Origin of the sequence: Amphritea sp. (assembly GCF_050300915.1) — a bacterium.
Classification (GTDB): Bacteria; Pseudomonadota; Gammaproteobacteria; order Pseudomonadales; family Balneatricaceae; genus Amphritea.
This window is the reverse complement of record NZ_JBNKYN010000057.1, coordinates 1-15655: the sequence shown is the minus strand read 5'-3', so window position 1 is coordinate 15655 and position 15655 is coordinate 1. Positions and strand designations below refer to the sequence as shown.

General features: G+C 50.2%; 18 protein-coding genes. 9 read left to right on the top strand and 9 right to left on the bottom strand.

Annotation, left to right across the window (positions count from 1 at the left end; all coding sequences use genetic code 11):
• Positions 1–12: 12 nt before the first annotated feature.
• From ACQY8X_RS14600 to ACQY8X_RS14590, 3 genes are all read right to left on the bottom strand, one after another.
• Positions 13–621 carry a nucleoside deaminase gene (locus ACQY8X_RS14600; protein WP_428035875.1) on the bottom strand — a complete coding sequence of 203 codons (609 nt, stop codon included), beginning with the start codon at positions 619–621 and terminating at the stop codon, positions 13–15.
• A 25-nt stretch (positions 622–646) separates the two neighbouring features.
• Positions 647–1717: a DNA polymerase IV gene (dinB, locus tag ACQY8X_RS14595; protein WP_428035874.1), complete on the bottom strand. Its 1071-nt coding sequence runs from the start codon at positions 1715–1717 to the stop codon at positions 647–649.
• Positions 1718–1794: 77 nt separating this feature from the next.
• Positions 1795–2082 carry a helix-turn-helix domain-containing protein gene (locus tag ACQY8X_RS14590; protein ID WP_428035873.1) on the bottom strand — a complete coding sequence of 96 codons (288 nt, stop codon included), beginning with the start codon at positions 2080–2082 and terminating at the stop codon, positions 1795–1797.
• A 511-nt stretch (positions 2083–2593) separates the two neighbouring features.
• Between ACQY8X_RS14590 and ACQY8X_RS14585 the strand changes: the two genes are divergently transcribed.
• The 3 genes from ACQY8X_RS14585 to ACQY8X_RS14575 all read left to right on the top strand — a co-directional run bounded on the left by ACQY8X_RS14585 (position 2594) and on the right by ACQY8X_RS14575 (position 5864).
• Positions 2594–4309, top strand: coding sequence for a lysophospholipid acyltransferase family protein (locus ACQY8X_RS14585; RefSeq protein WP_428035872.1), 1716 nt, complete (start codon positions 2594–2596; stop codon positions 4307–4309).
• Between the two features lie 121 nt (positions 4310–4430).
• Positions 4431–5129: a VWA domain-containing protein gene (locus tag ACQY8X_RS14580; RefSeq protein ID WP_428035871.1), complete on the top strand. Its 699-nt coding sequence runs from the start codon at positions 4431–4433 to the stop codon at positions 5127–5129.
• Positions 5130–5141: 12 nt separating this feature from the next.
• On the top strand, positions 5142–5864 hold the full coding sequence (locus tag ACQY8X_RS14575) for a DnaJ domain-containing protein (RefSeq protein ID WP_428035870.1): 723 nt from the start codon (positions 5142–5144) through the stop codon (positions 5862–5864).
• Here the strand turns inward: ACQY8X_RS14575 and ACQY8X_RS14570 are convergent, their stop codons facing one another.
• The gene (locus ACQY8X_RS14570) at positions 5865–7217 is read right to left on the bottom strand and encodes a hypothetical protein (protein ID WP_428035869.1); all 1353 of its coding nucleotides are present in this window, start codon (positions 7215–7217) and stop codon (positions 5865–5867) included.
• Positions 7218–7357: 140 nt separating this feature from the next.
• Between ACQY8X_RS14570 and ACQY8X_RS14565 the strand changes: the two genes are divergently transcribed.
• From ACQY8X_RS14565 to ACQY8X_RS14545, 5 genes are all read left to right on the top strand, one after another.
• Complete coding sequence (locus tag ACQY8X_RS14565) at positions 7358–8242, top strand: fumarylacetoacetate hydrolase family protein (RefSeq protein ID WP_428035868.1); 885 nt, start codon at positions 7358–7360, stop codon at positions 8240–8242.
• A 215-nt stretch (positions 8243–8457) separates the two neighbouring features.
• Positions 8458–8823 (top strand): hypothetical protein, encoded by a 366-nt coding sequence (locus ACQY8X_RS14560; protein WP_428035867.1) that lies wholly within the window; start codon positions 8458–8460, stop codon positions 8821–8823.
• An 82-nt stretch (positions 8824–8905) separates the two neighbouring features.
• On the top strand, positions 8906–10282 hold the full coding sequence (locus tag ACQY8X_RS14555; protein WP_428035866.1) for an ATP-binding protein: 1377 nt from the start codon (positions 8906–8908) through the stop codon (positions 10280–10282).
• Positions 10279–10758, top strand: a complete 480-nt coding sequence (locus ACQY8X_RS14550; protein ID WP_428035865.1) for a hypothetical protein — start codon at positions 10279–10281, stop codon at positions 10756–10758. The genes ACQY8X_RS14555 and ACQY8X_RS14550 overlap by 4 nt, the downstream gene beginning before the upstream one ends.
• Before the next feature lie 22 nt (positions 10759–10780).
• On the top strand, positions 10781–12154 hold the full coding sequence (locus ACQY8X_RS14545; protein WP_428035864.1) for a sigma 54-interacting transcriptional regulator: 1374 nt from the start codon (positions 10781–10783) through the stop codon (positions 12152–12154).
• 95 nt (positions 12155–12249) lie between these two features.
• On the opposite strand, the gene ybaK is transcribed toward ACQY8X_RS14545, so the two are convergent.
• The 4 genes from ybaK to ACQY8X_RS14525 form a co-directional block, all read right to left on the bottom strand.
• A complete protein-coding gene (ybaK, locus tag ACQY8X_RS14540) occupies positions 12250–12723 on the bottom strand; it encodes a Cys-tRNA(Pro) deacylase (protein ID WP_428035863.1) in 474 nt (157 codons plus the stop codon).
• 8 nt (positions 12724–12731) lie between these two features.
• Positions 12732–13232, bottom strand: coding sequence for a hypothetical protein (locus tag ACQY8X_RS14535; RefSeq protein WP_428035862.1), 501 nt, complete (start codon positions 13230–13232; stop codon positions 12732–12734).
• A gap of 58 nt (positions 13233–13290) precedes the next feature.
• Positions 13291–13830 carry a BPSL1445 family SYLF domain-containing lipoprotein gene (locus ACQY8X_RS14530; RefSeq protein WP_428035861.1) on the bottom strand — a complete coding sequence of 180 codons (540 nt, stop codon included), beginning with the start codon at positions 13828–13830 and terminating at the stop codon, positions 13291–13293.
• Between the two features lie 94 nt (positions 13831–13924).
• A complete protein-coding gene (locus tag ACQY8X_RS14525) occupies positions 13925–14146 on the bottom strand; it encodes a DUF3820 family protein (RefSeq protein ID WP_428035860.1) in 222 nt (73 codons plus the stop codon).
• A 180-nt stretch (positions 14147–14326) separates the two neighbouring features.
• On the opposite strand from ACQY8X_RS14525, the gene ACQY8X_RS14520 reads away from it, so the two are divergent.
• The gene (locus ACQY8X_RS14520) at positions 14327–15169 is read left to right on the top strand and encodes an MOSC domain-containing protein (protein ID WP_428035859.1); all 843 of its coding nucleotides are present in this window, start codon (positions 14327–14329) and stop codon (positions 15167–15169) included.
• A 13-nt stretch (positions 15170–15182) separates the two neighbouring features.
• On the opposite strand, the gene ACQY8X_RS14515 is transcribed toward ACQY8X_RS14520, so the two are convergent.
• The coding region (locus ACQY8X_RS14515) for a GNAT family N-acetyltransferase (protein WP_428035858.1) at positions 15183–15655 on the bottom strand (473 nt) is incomplete at its 5' end.

Genomic DNA, 15655 nt, shown 5'->3' with positions numbered 1-15655 from the left:
CACAAAACAGGGTCAGGCACGGACCTGCTGTAACAGTTGCGCTCGCAACGTAGCAAGGTTCGCCGCACCAATATCCGCAGCCAGCTGCCTGATAGGTGGGGATACATGGGCGTGATAATGGTTTTGCAGCTGCGCCAGATCGGCCCAGGCAGGAGGCAACCTGCCAATATGACTGAGCATGCCGCCGTCTGGGTCGGCGGCGATATAGCGAACAGAGCCGATACCCGACAACAACAGGCGTGCAGTGCACATCGGACAGGGTTCCAGTGTCACCAGCATCGTCATCTGCTCTGGTAGACAGTTTAAATACCCCTCTTCCAGCTGATCGATCAGTAACATCTCCGCATGCGCCCGACTACTGTAAGAGACAGAGGCCCCACGACCATCAGCCCGGCTGTTTGCCGCACAGTTGAATACCCCGTTTTCAGCCTGAGCAACCACCTCTCCCTGCGGGTCAATCAGGATAGCCGCAACACCGTAATTTCCTTGTTCCAGGGCGTCCAGAGCCAGTTGGCAGGCATACAGTCCCCGCTGGTCATCCAGGTAATCCGGATCAGCGAAGCAGGATTGCAGCCGCAGATTAAGCGCTGCAACAGTCGATTGATCTATTGTGTTTTTCATCTGTTACACGCTCCGGCCGGATATGTTAGTCAATTAGTTTCAGTTGCACCGCCGTTTGTGAATTTCTGGGTTTAAGGCGATACCCCACACCAATCAGGCGCACCGTTTTCTGACCCCGCAGCCAGGCCTCCCGACAGAGATGCTCATAGAGTGCCAGTGGACACTCGGATGCACTCTGTTCTACTGTCGTCTGCGTAAAATCTGAAAACTTTAATTTAATTACCGCCCCGGCAATCTCCCGCTGCTGATCGTGACGCTTAAAGCGTAGCTCCAGCTCTGCCAGTATATCAGGCAACTGCTGTAAACAGCTGCTAAGATCGGGAAGGTCGGCGGAGAAAGTATGTTCCACACTGATCGATTTACGTTCGCGACTGGTTCGCACGGGACGGTCATCCTCGCCCCTGCTCAGCTCATAGAGACGCTTGCCAAACCGGCCAAACCGATTCACCAGCTGTGCCATCGTGAGCTGCCGCAGATCCGCACAGGTCTCAATCCCCATCTGCTGTAACTTCGCCGTGGTAACCTTGCCGACACCGTAGATTTTCTTAACTGGCAGCTGCAAGACGAAGGATTCCAGCTGATCCGGGGTGATCACACACAAGCCATCCGGCTTATTCCAGTCACTGGCGATCTTAGCAATAAACTTATTTGGAGCGACCCCTGCAGAGATAGTAATGCCCACGGTTGCTTTTACCCGCTGCCGGATCTCCTCCGCAATCAGCGTGGCACTCCCTCCTTTCTGAGTAGCACCGGTTACATCAAGATAGGCCTCATCCAGCGACAGTGGCTCAATCAGATCGGTATAGTCACTATAAATTGCCATAATGGCAGCAGATGCCTGGCGGTACTTCTCCATACTGCCAGGAATCACGGTAAGACCGGGACACAGCTTAAGCGCATGGGCGGTCGCCATGGCAGAGTGAATGCCAAATTTTCGGGCAGGATAGTTGCAGGTTGAGATCACACCCCGACGATCGGATGAGCCACCAATCGCCAATGGAATATCCCTGAGTGCAGGATTGTCCCGCATCTCGACTGCGGCAAAGAAACAATCGCAGTCACAATGGATTATTTTTCGTTGAACAGTATCTGTCACAGCCGGGCCCGGGTAAACGCCAAATGAAAGTTGGGGCGATACCTAAGCCTACTACTAAATACTGTACATATAAACAGTTAATTGAATTTAAGAGTGCTCTTAACGTTATCGATATTCTGCTGCAACCAGTCAGGATTGATGGCACCCCACTGGTCGATCACATAATAGCCGTCATTATTGCGCCGACCATCCTGTTTGAAATAGATATTCACCCCCATACCCGGAATCGCTTTGATAACATCCTGTATGGTACGTCGCGGCCAGCCGGTTTTCTCCATTAATACCGGCACGCTGGGTCGTTCAACAGTAGTAATAAGATGAGAGATGAAAAGCCGACGGGCAAATGTCGTGTTCAGAGTGTCCATTATACGCCTATTCCCTTAGATGAACGTGAAGCTTGAAAGTACAACCGCCTAATCTAGTGGATTACGGTGCAAAACGTCAAGAAGACAAGCGGAAAAACACTTTCTGATTAGCTGCCCTGCCTCAATACTAAACCAATCTGTGCTCGAAATTTTCCAAAACCTCTCTAAGCTTAAAAGTAGTTAATGAGGAATACCGATATGGATACTGATCAGACAAACGGCCTCCATGAGCAGGGTCGGCTACACCAGGAAAAAAGATCAGGTAAAGACCGCCGAAAAACAAAAGACCGGCGTGATGAAATTCGCTTCGAGGAATGTCGCCGTAAGAATCATGGCAGGCGACTTGAGGACAGGGACTTTTGGAAGGAATCTCTGGAGTCAAAATAGTTCCACCCAACGAGATCCACCACAAAAAACGACTGTCACAGGATGGTCACTATTCTGCCAATCAACTGTCACGAAAATCACATAAATTCCACATGTGAATAGTCATAGTAGAAGGTCAGACAACGTGATCAACGTAGAACAGGTCATTACCGATAAATACCCATCGTTCGCCTCAAAACCCTCAATCATCCGCAAAACGGCGTTGTTTATGCTACGCCGTTTGTTTCATGAACATGAGGTCAATACATTTCTTGAGGAGAACCATAACTGCCAGGGGTTCGAGTTTATTGACCGGGTGCTGGACTACTTTAATTTCACCTACAGCCTGTCAAATAAAGATCTGATGAATATCCCCTCCAGTGGCCGGGTGCTGATTATTGCTAACCATCCACTGGGGGCACTTGATGGACTCGCACTGCTGAAAATGATCGGCGAGATCCGCAAAGATGTACGTATCGTTGCCAACGATATGCTGTCCTCATTTTCCCAGTTAAGTCCTCTGCTGCTGCCGGTCGATAACCTCAACCGGGCAACCCGCAAACAGGATATTGCCAATATCAACAACGCCCTGCATAACGAGGAAGCGGTGATCGTATTTCCGGCGGGAGAAGTGTCTCGCGCCGGAGCGACAGGCATTAAAGACAGCAACTGGAATCAGGGTTTTCTGCACTTTGCCAAAAAAACCAACAGCCCTATCCTGCCTGTGTTTATCGGTGGCAAGAACTCCTCGCTGTTCTATACCATCTCCGGCATCAACCGTGCACTGGCGGCCCTGCTGCTGCCAAGGGAGATGTTTAACAAACACTCCATGAACCTGAAGTTTAAAGTGGGTGAACCAATTCCCTACAGCCAGCTGGACAAACTACCGGTCTCAGGGCTGGAAAAATGCAAGATGGTGCGTAAACATCTCTACCGCCTGGCCCGTGGCAAGCGTCCACTATTCAAGACCGAGAAAACTATTGCCCATCCGCAGGACCGCAAAGCACTGAAAAAAGAGCTCAAACAGTCTGAACTGCTCGGAGAAACCGCCGACGGTAAGCGCATCTACCTGTTTGACTATCAGGCGGATTCAGCCGTGATGCGCGAAGTCGGCCGACTACGGGAAGTATCATTCCGCTGTGTCGGCGAAGGAACCGGCGAAAAACTCGACCTGGACCGCTACGATTCCCACTATCGTCACCTGATCCTCTGGGATGAAGAGGAGCTGGAGATCGTCGGCGCATACCGCCTGGCGGAAGCCTGGAGGATGAATAACAGCGAAGATGATCAGCTGTACAGCTCGACACTATTCAACTACAGCCCCTCAATGCAGCAATTTTTTGAACAGGGTATCGAACTTGGCCGCAGCTTCGTCCAGCCAAAATATTGGGGTAAGCGCAGCCTTGACTATCTTTGGTATGGCATTGGCGCTTACTTAAAACGTCATCCGCACGTCCGCTATATGTTTGGCCCGGTGAGTCTGAGCAATAGCTACCCCCAACACGCCAAAGATCTGCTGGTGTATTTTTACAGCCTATATTTTCCAGACCGGGACAACCTGGGCAAGTCTTTCACCCCATACACCATTAAACCCGAAACCTCGGCTGATCTGCAGAAACTCTTCTGTGGCAGTGATTATAAAGAGGACTTTAAAAGTCTGAAGCAGCAGATGGACTTCCTCAACTGTGCCGTACCAACGCTCTACAAACAGTACGCAGATGTGTGTGAAGAGGGCGGCGTTCGCTTCCTTGATTTTGGTGTGGATGCCGACTTCAACTTCTGTGTTGACGGATTGGTACTGGTAGATATGAACTATCTGAAAGAGAAAAAACGCGCCCGTTATATTGGCATTTTGAACTGATTTTTATCTTTCTGAGTATAACAAGGGGCTGCAAGGCCCCTTTTTTTCTGCCAGACTTTTAAATGGGGTACACTCAAGCGCAGTAAAATATTGCAACAAAACCTGTCAGGCCCGAACCTATATGAAAGAAAAACACGCCCTGAGCACTGTCTCCAGCCATCAGGAGATCGAAGAGTTTCTCAAACAGGCACAGCAGCTGGCAGTGCCTGCCCAGGGCAATGCCCGAATGATCTTCGCACTGGATGCGACCGCCAGCCGGGAAAGAACCTGGGATCACGCCTGCCACCTTCAAAGCGAAATGTTCCTGCAAACCCGGGAACTGGGCAAATTAGCTATTCAACTCTGTCATTATGGCGGTTTAAATAGTTTTAGCGCCAGCGAATGGCTGCTGGACACCAACAGCCTGCTGAGCCGTATGAACAGCGTTAAATGCCTGGGAGGCCATACCCAGATCGCCCGCTTACTGCAACATAGTCTGAAGCAAACCCGTCAACAACCGGTTCAGGCGATCATCTTTATCGGTGACTGTGTTGAAGAGCCGGTTGATTTTCTCTGTCAGCTGGCCGGTCAACTGGGTATTCACTCAACCCCTCTATTCATCTTTCAGGAAGGCCACGACATCACCGCCGCCCGGGCATTCAAGCAGATGGCAAAACTCTCAGGAGGGGCGTACTGCCGTTTTGATGACAGCAGCGCTGCGACTCTCAAGGCATTACTGAGCGCAGTTGCAGTTTATGCCACAGGCGGCCGCCGGGCACTGCTCGAATACGCCAAACAGGGAGATCCGGACATTTTGCACCTCACCCACCAGCTTAAATAGAAAGGATATCCCTTGAACCCTATTGTTCTTATACTGCTCGGATTCGTTCTGTTGGGATGGTTCCTCTGGTTACGCAGCAAATCACCAGCGGATCGGCGCAAAGCTAACCGAATGCTGCTGCTCGGGGCTTGCGCCTGCGCTCTTTTCTATCTGATGGTCACGGGAAAACTGAACTGGATTGGTGCCCTGCTGGCACTTTCACTACCTTTTGCCCGCCACCTTTTACCCCTGCTCCCCCTTATCGGAAAACTATTCAGACACTACCAGAACAAACCGCAGGACAGCGGCAACAGTTCTGAAGTTAACAGCCGCATTCTGAAAATGAGTCTGGATCATGATACGGGCTCACTGGAGGGCGAGGTACTTGAAGGTCCTCTGCAGGGACGACAACTCGCCACGCTGAGTGAGTCAGAGTTTATCGGATTGCTAAACTATTGCCGTAAAACCGACATCCAGTCCGCGCGACTACTGGAAACCTATCTGGATAAGCGTTTTGGAGATAGCTGGCGTAAAGATGACCAGGCAGATGCTGAAACAGAAAATGCCACAGATGCTGTTTCAGACCGCCACAGAGCGTTTCAAATTCTGGGACTGGAACCTGGTGCATCAAAAGAGCAGATTATCGAAGCCCACCGGCGACTGATGCAAAAGCTGCATCCTGACCACGGTGGCAGCGACTACCTGGCAGCTGAGATCAATCAGGCAAAAGACCTTCTGCTAAAAGAACTCAGCTGACTACTGACCAGCCTTTGGCCCGCTGGCAGAGTCTCTTTCGGGATCATCTTCATTAACCATAATCTCATTCAATAGCTCTTCATCGATATCAGCAGCCTGCACCCCGGAGCCCGGCAGTACCGATAGCGGCGGAGAGGATTGTTGCCGTGACACACCGAGCAAACTGGATTGCTCAGTAGGCATCTCAGGCAGAGTAACCACTGTTGACGCTGGCGGATCCAGAACGTCACTGGCTGGTTTAGTAACAGCCAGCACCTGCCCTCCGTCCAGTCCGGAAGGCCGCCAAAGCCTGAACGTAGCCCCCAGGCTGAGCAGATGCTCAGATCCGGTCTGCAGAATCAGACGACCATCGGCTTCACGGATGAACAACATCAGATATTCCTGCTGCCTGGCATCGCGCATACTAAAAATAAGCTTACCCGATTGCAGCTGTTGCCAGCGACCTCGTTCCGTCACTGTTTTACCCTCGGCGTTGCGTGTCACTAACTGCACCCGCTGATCGGCAGAAAGCTTAAACATCACCTGCGGTTTTGCTTCCGGCTGATACCAGTAAAAACCATTGATCTCACGGTTAAGCGGATATCCCTTTCTCGCGCAGCCCTGATAGAGCCGGCCATAAAAACGCATCTCTGCCGTGTACGGTAAGAGTGTACCGTTTTGAGCGTCGATGCAGCGCTTGCGCATTATTTTCACCTGTAAAGGTTGCTTTACCGGGGTCGTTTCACGATACAGGGCAACCACATCTGAAGCGTTCGACGTTGCCGCAGCGTCAGTGGAACGACTCACCTGAATGGCACCTTCAGACTGAGAGTTGGCAGGCCTGTCTGTATCGGTATCGGCATCCGTCTGGGTATCACTGATGCGGTCTGTTTCGTTGATTGTTCGAAAGTTATAGCTGCCAGGAGGATTAGCACTTTTCACGAGAATCTGGTTGGCCGCGATATCCGCCACCCAGACCGGCTCACTGCTCGCAGCCCTGAATTCAAGCCCTTCAAGACTAAAATAACAGGTCTGTGCGGTGCCACCGACAGTATCAAGCGACTTCACGAGCAGGGCGCTATCCTGCAAATTATCAACAGCCCCCTGCAGTTCAACATACAAGGCTTCTCGGCTGAACAGGGTGAATCTGCGGTAGTAATCGATTAGTTCTTGCTGTTCGGTCAGATCCTGCAGCGGCCACCATAGGCGCTCATAGCAAGGCTGAAACCACAGCTGCCCCTGCCTCTCAACCACGACACCGGAAAGTGACTGCAACTGAAGCGGCAGAGGAAACGGCTGAGGTTTGTCTAACGCGCATCCATTCAGCGCCAACAGTGTTATAAAGGCAGTTATAAAAAAAACTTTTCGAGCCATCACTCATTGCAATCCATTGATAAACAGTCATCCATTAGCATACTCTGCAACTACTGCGTCTAAAAGTGCTGAGCGCCTGAAGATGATGATAATCTCTGTTAAAATAACTTTCACTATCAGATAATTAGGAACAGCGGCATATGAAGCTTGCGCGGTTTACCCATTCGGCTAAAGAGCAGCTGGGCATCGTTGAAGGCCAGCGAATCATCCCCATACCGGAAACGGTATTCTCAGGCTCTATGGCAGACCTGTTATGCGATTTGCAAACAGTGAAACCGATACTGGAACAACTCGTACAAACAGCTGCAGCATCAATAAACCTTGATCAGGCAACGCTGCTGGCACCGATTCCCCAGCCAGAAAAATTTATCGGCGTCGGCCTCAACTATGCGGACCATGTTGCTGAAACAGGCTTAGAAACACCTGAGTTTCCAACCCTGTTCAATAAACAGTCCAGCTGCGTTACAGACCCTGACGCCCCCATCTACAGGCCCAATATTTCTGACAAACTTGACTATGAAGGCGAGCTTGCGCTGGTCATCGGCCAGTATTGCCGCAATGTCAGTGTAGCAGACGCACCACAGGCAATTGCTGGCTATACCATCGTGAATGATGTATCCGTAAGGGACTGGCAGATCAAGTCCCCCACCTGGACGCTGGGAAAATCATTCGATAGTCACGGTCCTATGGGCCCCTGGATCGTAACCTCTGACAGCCTCGATCCGCACAACCTCGAACTCAGAACCTGGGTCAACGATAAACTGCGCCAACACTCGAATACCCGCCATCTGATTTTCAACTGTTATCAGTTGGTTGCCACCTTGTCATCGGTCTGTACTCTTAAACCAGGTGATGTAATTGCAACCGGCACCTGTAGCGGCGTAGGTGTGAAAATGCAACCCAGAGGCTATATGAAACCCGGAGACAGAGTAACCATCGAGATCGAAGGTATTGGTCGTTTAAGCAACCCGGTACTGCAGGAGCCTGAATCGAATAGTTTTATTAGCAAAACCCCATTGTCTTAAAATTATAACCCTATAAGCCATTGTTTTTAAAAGAATACTTAAACTTCGACCATTTACGAGTCTCTTTTAAGAGACAATAATCCAAACTTAGTTCATACTATACCCAGTTATACAGGAACAAAAACACAGTAAGTGCATTGTTTTTAAATAGTTTTTAAAATATCGGCCTGGTAATTGCTTATTAACGCTCAACTAGCAATTTCCGGGAGATAGAGATGCGTGTAGCAACTGTACTATTGTCATTGACCTTCACTGCAACACTGGTTCAGGCTGAACCTGAAAGATCATTGGAACGACTATCCAATATAGAGGTGATTGAACATATTCGTTCAGAGCTTCCTAAAGATAAACCCGCTGTCAAGAGAACCCGCTCACTCTCGATGTTTGAGTCTCTGGACAGAAATCGTGACAATGAAGTTTCACTGACCGAGATGCGCCGTCATCCATCATTGGTAAACAGCTTTCACAAACTGGATATCAATAACGACGGTGTTTTAAACCGGGAAGAGATTCAGCCACTGCAGGAGGAGATCAAAGGGCTGCGGAATATTCTCACCCTGACGGCACTGAGAATTATCTGATTACATACACTGACTAAGGAAACTTCATACTATAAACAACTTGAATACTGGAAAGGTCTCTTCGCTGCAAACCCGATCATTGATGCAGTTGGTAGTACTGGCGTTTTTTTTAGTCGTTGCACCACTGGGAATCCTCATCTATCAGGCAACCGACTCTATGGTGACTTTGTCTCGCCAGGGGCGCGAGCACGCCAAAGAAGCGCTTGATTTTTTCAGTCGCAGCCAGCATCTCCGTGAACTGTCCGGCGATCTGGTACGCTCGGCACGCCAGTATGAAGTGCTGAAAAAAACAGATATAGAGGAGCGCTTTCGTTCTCAGCTTTCCGAGTATAAAGAGTTGCTTCAGCTGCACAGCTTTCTTATCGACTCCAGTAATATTGAAACTATTTTTGCGCTGATCGCTCAGCTGGAAGAGTTGCCTCTGGATAAAGCCGCCAGTGAAAAAGTCAGTGAGTTGGTTCCGCTGACTCAGACACTCTATGACGACACCCGGAAAAAACTCGACCAGCGATTAGAGTTCCTCAATGCAAAAGCGGAAGAGCAGCAAAACCTGCTCTGGTTGCAGGCGGGTTTGCTAATCACCCTCTCGACTATCCTGATTCTGTTCTTCAGTATCCGCATAACCCAGCCAGTAAAACAGCTGATGTTACGAATAAGAGCGTTGGGGCATGGTCAGTTAGACATGTCAGAACCTTTCAGAGGGCCGAAAGAGTTTCTTGCACTGAATCAACAACTAGAGTGGCTGGAAACCCACTTACAGCTGCTTGAGCAGGAAAAACAGGCCTTTTTACGGCATATGTCCCATGAATTAAAAACCCCTCTGACTACACTGAGAGAAGGCACAGACCTACTGGCTGAAGAGCTTGCAGGTCCGTTGACCGACAGTCAAAAAGAAATCATCACCCTGATGCAGGAAAACAGTCTTTCTTTGCAGTCGCTGATTGAACAGCTACTGGATTACAACCGATTGCAGCATGGCGGGGAACATGAACTACAAACGCAACCTATCCTGCCTGTCATCAGAGAGTCACTGGCGTCTCATCAGTTGCTACTCAAACAGAAACAGATCGAGGTAACGCTACCTAAACAAGATACCCCCTGGGGAATCGATAAAGGCTTATTGCAACGGGCGCTAAGTAATCTGATCTCCAATGCTTCAGTTTACGGAAGCGAGAACGGATTATTGAAGATAACCCTGACGGTACAGAACGAGACCCTGAATATAGAGATTGGCAACACCGGGCCTGAGATACCGGAAACCGATCTGGATCAGTTATTCGACCCTTTCTATCAGGGTGTCAATAAGCGTCAGGGGTCTGTTAAAGGGTCTGGTATCGGGTTAAGTATAGCCCGGGAAGCGGTCAGAGCGATGGGAGGTAACCTCGAACTCAGTAGCAATCAGGATGGATTTGTTAGTTTTATGATCAGTATTCCGAACCAAGGACAAGCAACAGAATGAGCAAAGCGCTGTTAGTCATCTTTACAGCTATCATCATCAGCGGTTGTCAGATCAAGCAACTATTGCCAACACCTGACAACGGTTACTCATGCATTCTCGGCGACATGGGTGAATGGATGATGCTGGAACAGCAATATCAACAATCTCAGACCAGTGAAAAAACCGCCATGCTGAAACAGGCGGCAGATAAGAACCAGATAATTATTCAGGCAATTCTGCTTAGCCAGCCTGAAAATTCTACAGCCCAGTTAAAGAGGTCCATCGAGCTGTTTGAACAGCTCGACCTGGATAAACCCCCTCAATGTGATGCAGAGCTTTACCTGCTTGTGCGTTATCAATACACGCAGGCGGTTATGACGTTACAACGAGCTCTGAATACCGCTGATCTTGATCGTAAAGCACTTTCCGCTGAACGGGATAAGCTCAAGCAGCAAATAGAAGCATTGACTCGCATTGAGAATGATCTGTCTCGCTAGAAAGACAGAGAGGAGAATGAATATGAAGTCCAGTAAGCAACGTATCCTTATCGTTGATGATGATCCCGGTATCCTGAAGGTTCTTAGCTTACGCCTGAGTGCATCCGGCTATCGCATCGATACCGCTAACTCAGGGGTTGAAGCGCTGCAGCGAATCAAACATGAAACGCCCGACCTGGTTCTTAGCGACCTGCGCATGGATGGTATGGATGGCATGGCACTGTTTGCCGCTATTCAGGAAGACCATCCCGCGCTGCCGGTGGTTATTATTACTGCCCACGGCTCTATTCCGGATGCCGTCGAAGCGACTCAGAAAGGTATTTTTGGCTTCCTGACCAAACCTATCGATAAAGAGCAGCTGCTCAGCACCATTAACTCAGCACTGGATTCCGCACACGCACAGGATGACAGCTGGCGCAGCGCTATTGTCACTCAGAGTCCGCTAATGAATGAGCGACTCAGTCAGGCAGAAAGGGTGGCGAAATCCAATGTCAGCGTTCTGATCACGGGCCCCAGCGGTACCGGTAAAGAACTGATGGCAAAAGCGATCCACAACGCCAGTGACCGGTGCAACAAACCCTTTGTGGCGATCAACTGTGGCGCCCTGCCGGAACAACTGCTTGAGTCTGAACTGTTTGGCCATGCCAAAGGTGCCTTTACCGGTGCGGTAACCCAACATGAAGGTCTGTTTCAGTCCGCCGAGGGAGGCACGCTGTTCCTGGATGAGATTGGCGATATGCCAACCACTTTACAGGTTAAACTGCTGCGTGCGATTCAGGAACGCACTATTCGCCCGGTGGGCTCCACCCGCTCTATCGATATCGACGTGCGGGTGATCTCAGCGACCCACCGCAACCTTGAACTGGCAATGGAAGATGGTGAGTTCCGCGAAGACCTCTACTACCGACTCAATGTGGTCAACCTGGATCTGCCACCTTTGCGGGATCGTCCGGAGGATATTCCCCTGCTGGCACGTTACTTTGTTGAACAGTCCGCCAGACGTCACAACCCTAAAGTCAAAGGGATCTCTCCCGGCGCCCTGCATATCCTTGCCCAGGCCGCCTGGCCTGGTAATGTCCGCCAACTGGAAAACGTGGTTGAACAAACCGTAGCACTATCAGGTTCGCCAATCATCAGCGAAGGCCTGGTGAGTCAGGCGATCGCTAATCAGGACCGGGTTATCCCATCCTTTAATGAAGCCAGATCCAGCTTTGAGAGAAGCTATCTCACCAAGGTGATGCATATCACTGCAGGTAATGTCACACAGGCGGCAAAGATTGCTCAACGTAACCGCACCGACTTCTATAAGCTGCTGAATAAGCACAATTTAGAAGCATCCCAGTTTAAACCTGGGCGGAAGGCGCATGAGTATATTGAGCACAAAAAAGCCGGGTAAATCCTGACTGATTTAAAAAGGCCATCATTGATGGCCTTTTTTATAGTGAGAACAACGCTGTAATCTGACAATAACAACGGGGTTGCAAAGGATTACTAACGGCCAATCCCCGCCATAGATCCATTGGTCAGCTGCAACAGGTCCGCGGCGCTTAATTCAATCTCCAACCCCCGTTTCCCCGCACTGACAAAAATAGTTTCAAACTGCCCTGCGGAATCATCCACCAGGGTTGGCAAACGTTTCTTCTGCCCCAGCGGACTGATCCCCCCCACCAGATAACCGCTGCTGCGTTGCGCCTGTTGCGGGTCAGCCATCGTCACCTTTTTAGCTTTCAAAGCACTGGCCGCCGCCTTGAGGTTCAGCTGCCCCGACACCGGCACGACGGCTACTGCCAATTGCCGGTTATCACCATTAACCGCGACCAGCAACGTCTTAAATACCCGTTCAGCACTTATATCAAGCGCCGCAGCCGCTTCTTCACCATAAGACTCACTGGAAGGGTCATGCCTGTACTCATGTACGGCAAAGCTAATTTTCATTTTCTTAGCCAGTTGAATAGCCGGGGTCATCTCAGGGCTTACTCCATAACACCACTGGCATCGAGGATATCGATCACATCGACAACGGTTGCATCCCCTTCAAGCACCCGGATCACCTTATTGCCAAGCCTTCGGTTTTCCTCACCAGCAACCCGCCCAATAACCCTGTCCAGATCATCGGGTAAAGGCTCGGACTGACGATAAAGATCGCGATCAAGCCGGTCGCCCAGGACAACTTTTTTCTCCCACCCGGGAGGCAGCTTACCACCGCGCTGCAGCTTCTTTTCTAACCCCTGTGGTATCGATTTCTGCTTATCCTTTTGTGCATTTTTCTGGTGATCGTTATCTTTTTTACGTTGCTGATAGAAGTTACGAATCTGATATCGCTCATCATCACTAAACGTTCTGTGGCGAACGGTATTTTCATGCTCCGAACGACTACGCTCTTCGACGGTTCGCTCCTGTCTCTGGCTAGCACCATGCTCTTCTCTGCCCGAGTTCTCGGCCTTCTTTGCTAAAACAGCAGGAGTCGCAGTCATAACACTGGCTACAAGCAAAACACTTAATAACGGAGTTATACGCATATTGAAAATTTTCCTATCTATCGATACGGGTTATTTTCGAGCCTTCAATACTGAGATTATACATCAATCCCTTGTTGGAAAAGATAAAACCGATGATGGGCTGCTGTACGGTATTTGAATCCACCTGACCTCCTGCACCAACGGTTACCAAGGCCACACTACCATCAACACCGGCTTCCCAACCGTCACTGCTGCGGAAGCTATCCAGCGCCCCCTGGCTCATGAACAACAACACTTCAGACTTAACCTGAACCCCCAACTGAAAACCTACAGAGGCCGATGCCACATTGTAATAAGCAGCGGTTATACCGCCAACCCGCAGCGCGCCTTCACCATATTCGCCTCCAATACCGATACCCGCTTTAATCACATCAGGAAACACCAACACCCCAACCGCCTGTTTTGCCAGCTCTTTTCCTGCCGGACTATGGCGATAAAACGCTCTGAGCGTCTGGTTAACTCTTGCGTCAATCTCTTCTGCAGAGGCGGCATGTAGACTGACTGGCATGAGTGTCAGCAGAGAGGCCGCAAGCACAACAAGCATGGTTTTCATCGGATTCCCCCTTGAGCAGGCCTGAATAGAGTATGGGCGACAAACCCTGAGCCAGCAACCACACCTCTACCACAGCAGTACCTTAGCGCCCCTTTCAATAGGCGTTTCTCAATGGTCGGAGAATATCCTCAAGACCGTTGAGTTTAACCTCATAGAGAATCTGCAACAGAATGCCGATCTCTCCCTCTGGAAACCCCTTGCCCGCAAACCACACCAGATAGGGTTCAGGCAGGTCCACCAGCACCCGTCCCTTGTACTTACCAAAAGGCATTTTCATATTGGCCAGCTTTTGCAGCCTTTCGGGGGTTATCTCCATCTCTGCCTCATCTCTGCGGATTTTCTTTAGAGGGTTGTCATCAGCCGCAACTATACAGCAAAAGTTCTGCAAATATTTCCCAAAACAGATGACAAACGTTAACCTTCATTGTTTGCATTTATACGCCCCGCCACCGCATAGCAACTATTGAAAATTATTGTGAAATCAGGAGTATCAGGGATGTCATCACAACTTTCTCAAATACAGCTCAGCCAAATATCGATCTACCCGGTTAAATCCACTGCCTCGATAGCGCTCAGCCGCAGCGCTGTAACGACAACAGGCTTAGCCTTTGACAGACAATTTGTCCTTTGTGATGAAAATGGCAAATTCATTACCGCACGAAGCCGCCCTCAACTACTCGCAGTACAAACAGGCCTGTTGCACAATGGTCTGGTTGTTGCTGCGCCAGAATCTGCGCCACTGAAACTTGAATATTCTGAATTCACTAGCCGCTACGATAATATCAGTGTATGGAAAGACAGCATCAGCGCACTTTACTGCGGCGAACGGGCGGAACAGTGGTTCAGTCAATACCTGCAGCAGCCCTGTAAGCTCTACTTTTTCGGCTCACAATCCAGCCGCCCTGTCAGTCGCAGACCCGATAATCAGGTTGCCTTTGCTGACGGTTACCCGCTACTGCTGATCTCCGAAGCATCACTGAGCAACCTCAATAACCGTTGCAAAAGCACGGTGCGCATGGAGCAGATGAGGCCTAACCTGGTTGTTAAAAACTGTGATGCCTATGCTGAAGATAGCTGGAAGCGAATTAAAATTGGTGAGGTGGAGTTTGAAGTAGTCAAGCCTTGCGGCCGCTGTATCCTCACGACTACCGACCCACTGACACTGCAACGCAACCCTGATAGGGAACCCCTGAGCATCTTAAAACGCTATCGCCGGGGTAGTGACGGAGAAGCCCACTTTGGGCAGAATCTGGTCTCACTTAACCAGGGGATCATCAGCCTTAACGATCCTGTTGAAATAATAGAGACCCGTCAGCCCGAAGAGTATTCCACAGAATAAAAGGCTCTGCCATTCAAGACTGCAATACGGCGATCAGCTCTGGGCTGATCGCTGCACTGGCCGAAGCGGACAACTGCTGCAGCTGTTCCCGGGCCTTTTCAGCACCTTTTAACTGCAACGCCAAACCTGCAGCAGAAACTCCGCGCAACATAACCGCTGCATATGTTCCGCTCACCTTATCCCGTTTATGGCCGAGTCGTTGCAAGCGGAAACCATAGTGTTGCCAGAAACGGCTCAGATCCACCGTCGCCCCAAAGCTGGTACCTAACCAGTCAAGTTCAGGAGCGCCCTGCTCAACCGCTTGCAGCAGCGCACTGCCGATACCCTGGCGTTGCAGCGCCGGATGAACTGCGATGCGCATCACCCGAAGTCCCCGACAGGCCGCCGCCTCTGCAATCTGACAATGAGCCAGCAATGTCTGTGGAATCAGCTGGCCTTTGGGACGCCGGGTTCCCTCCACAATCGCCTCAGCGAGCTCTGGAGCTA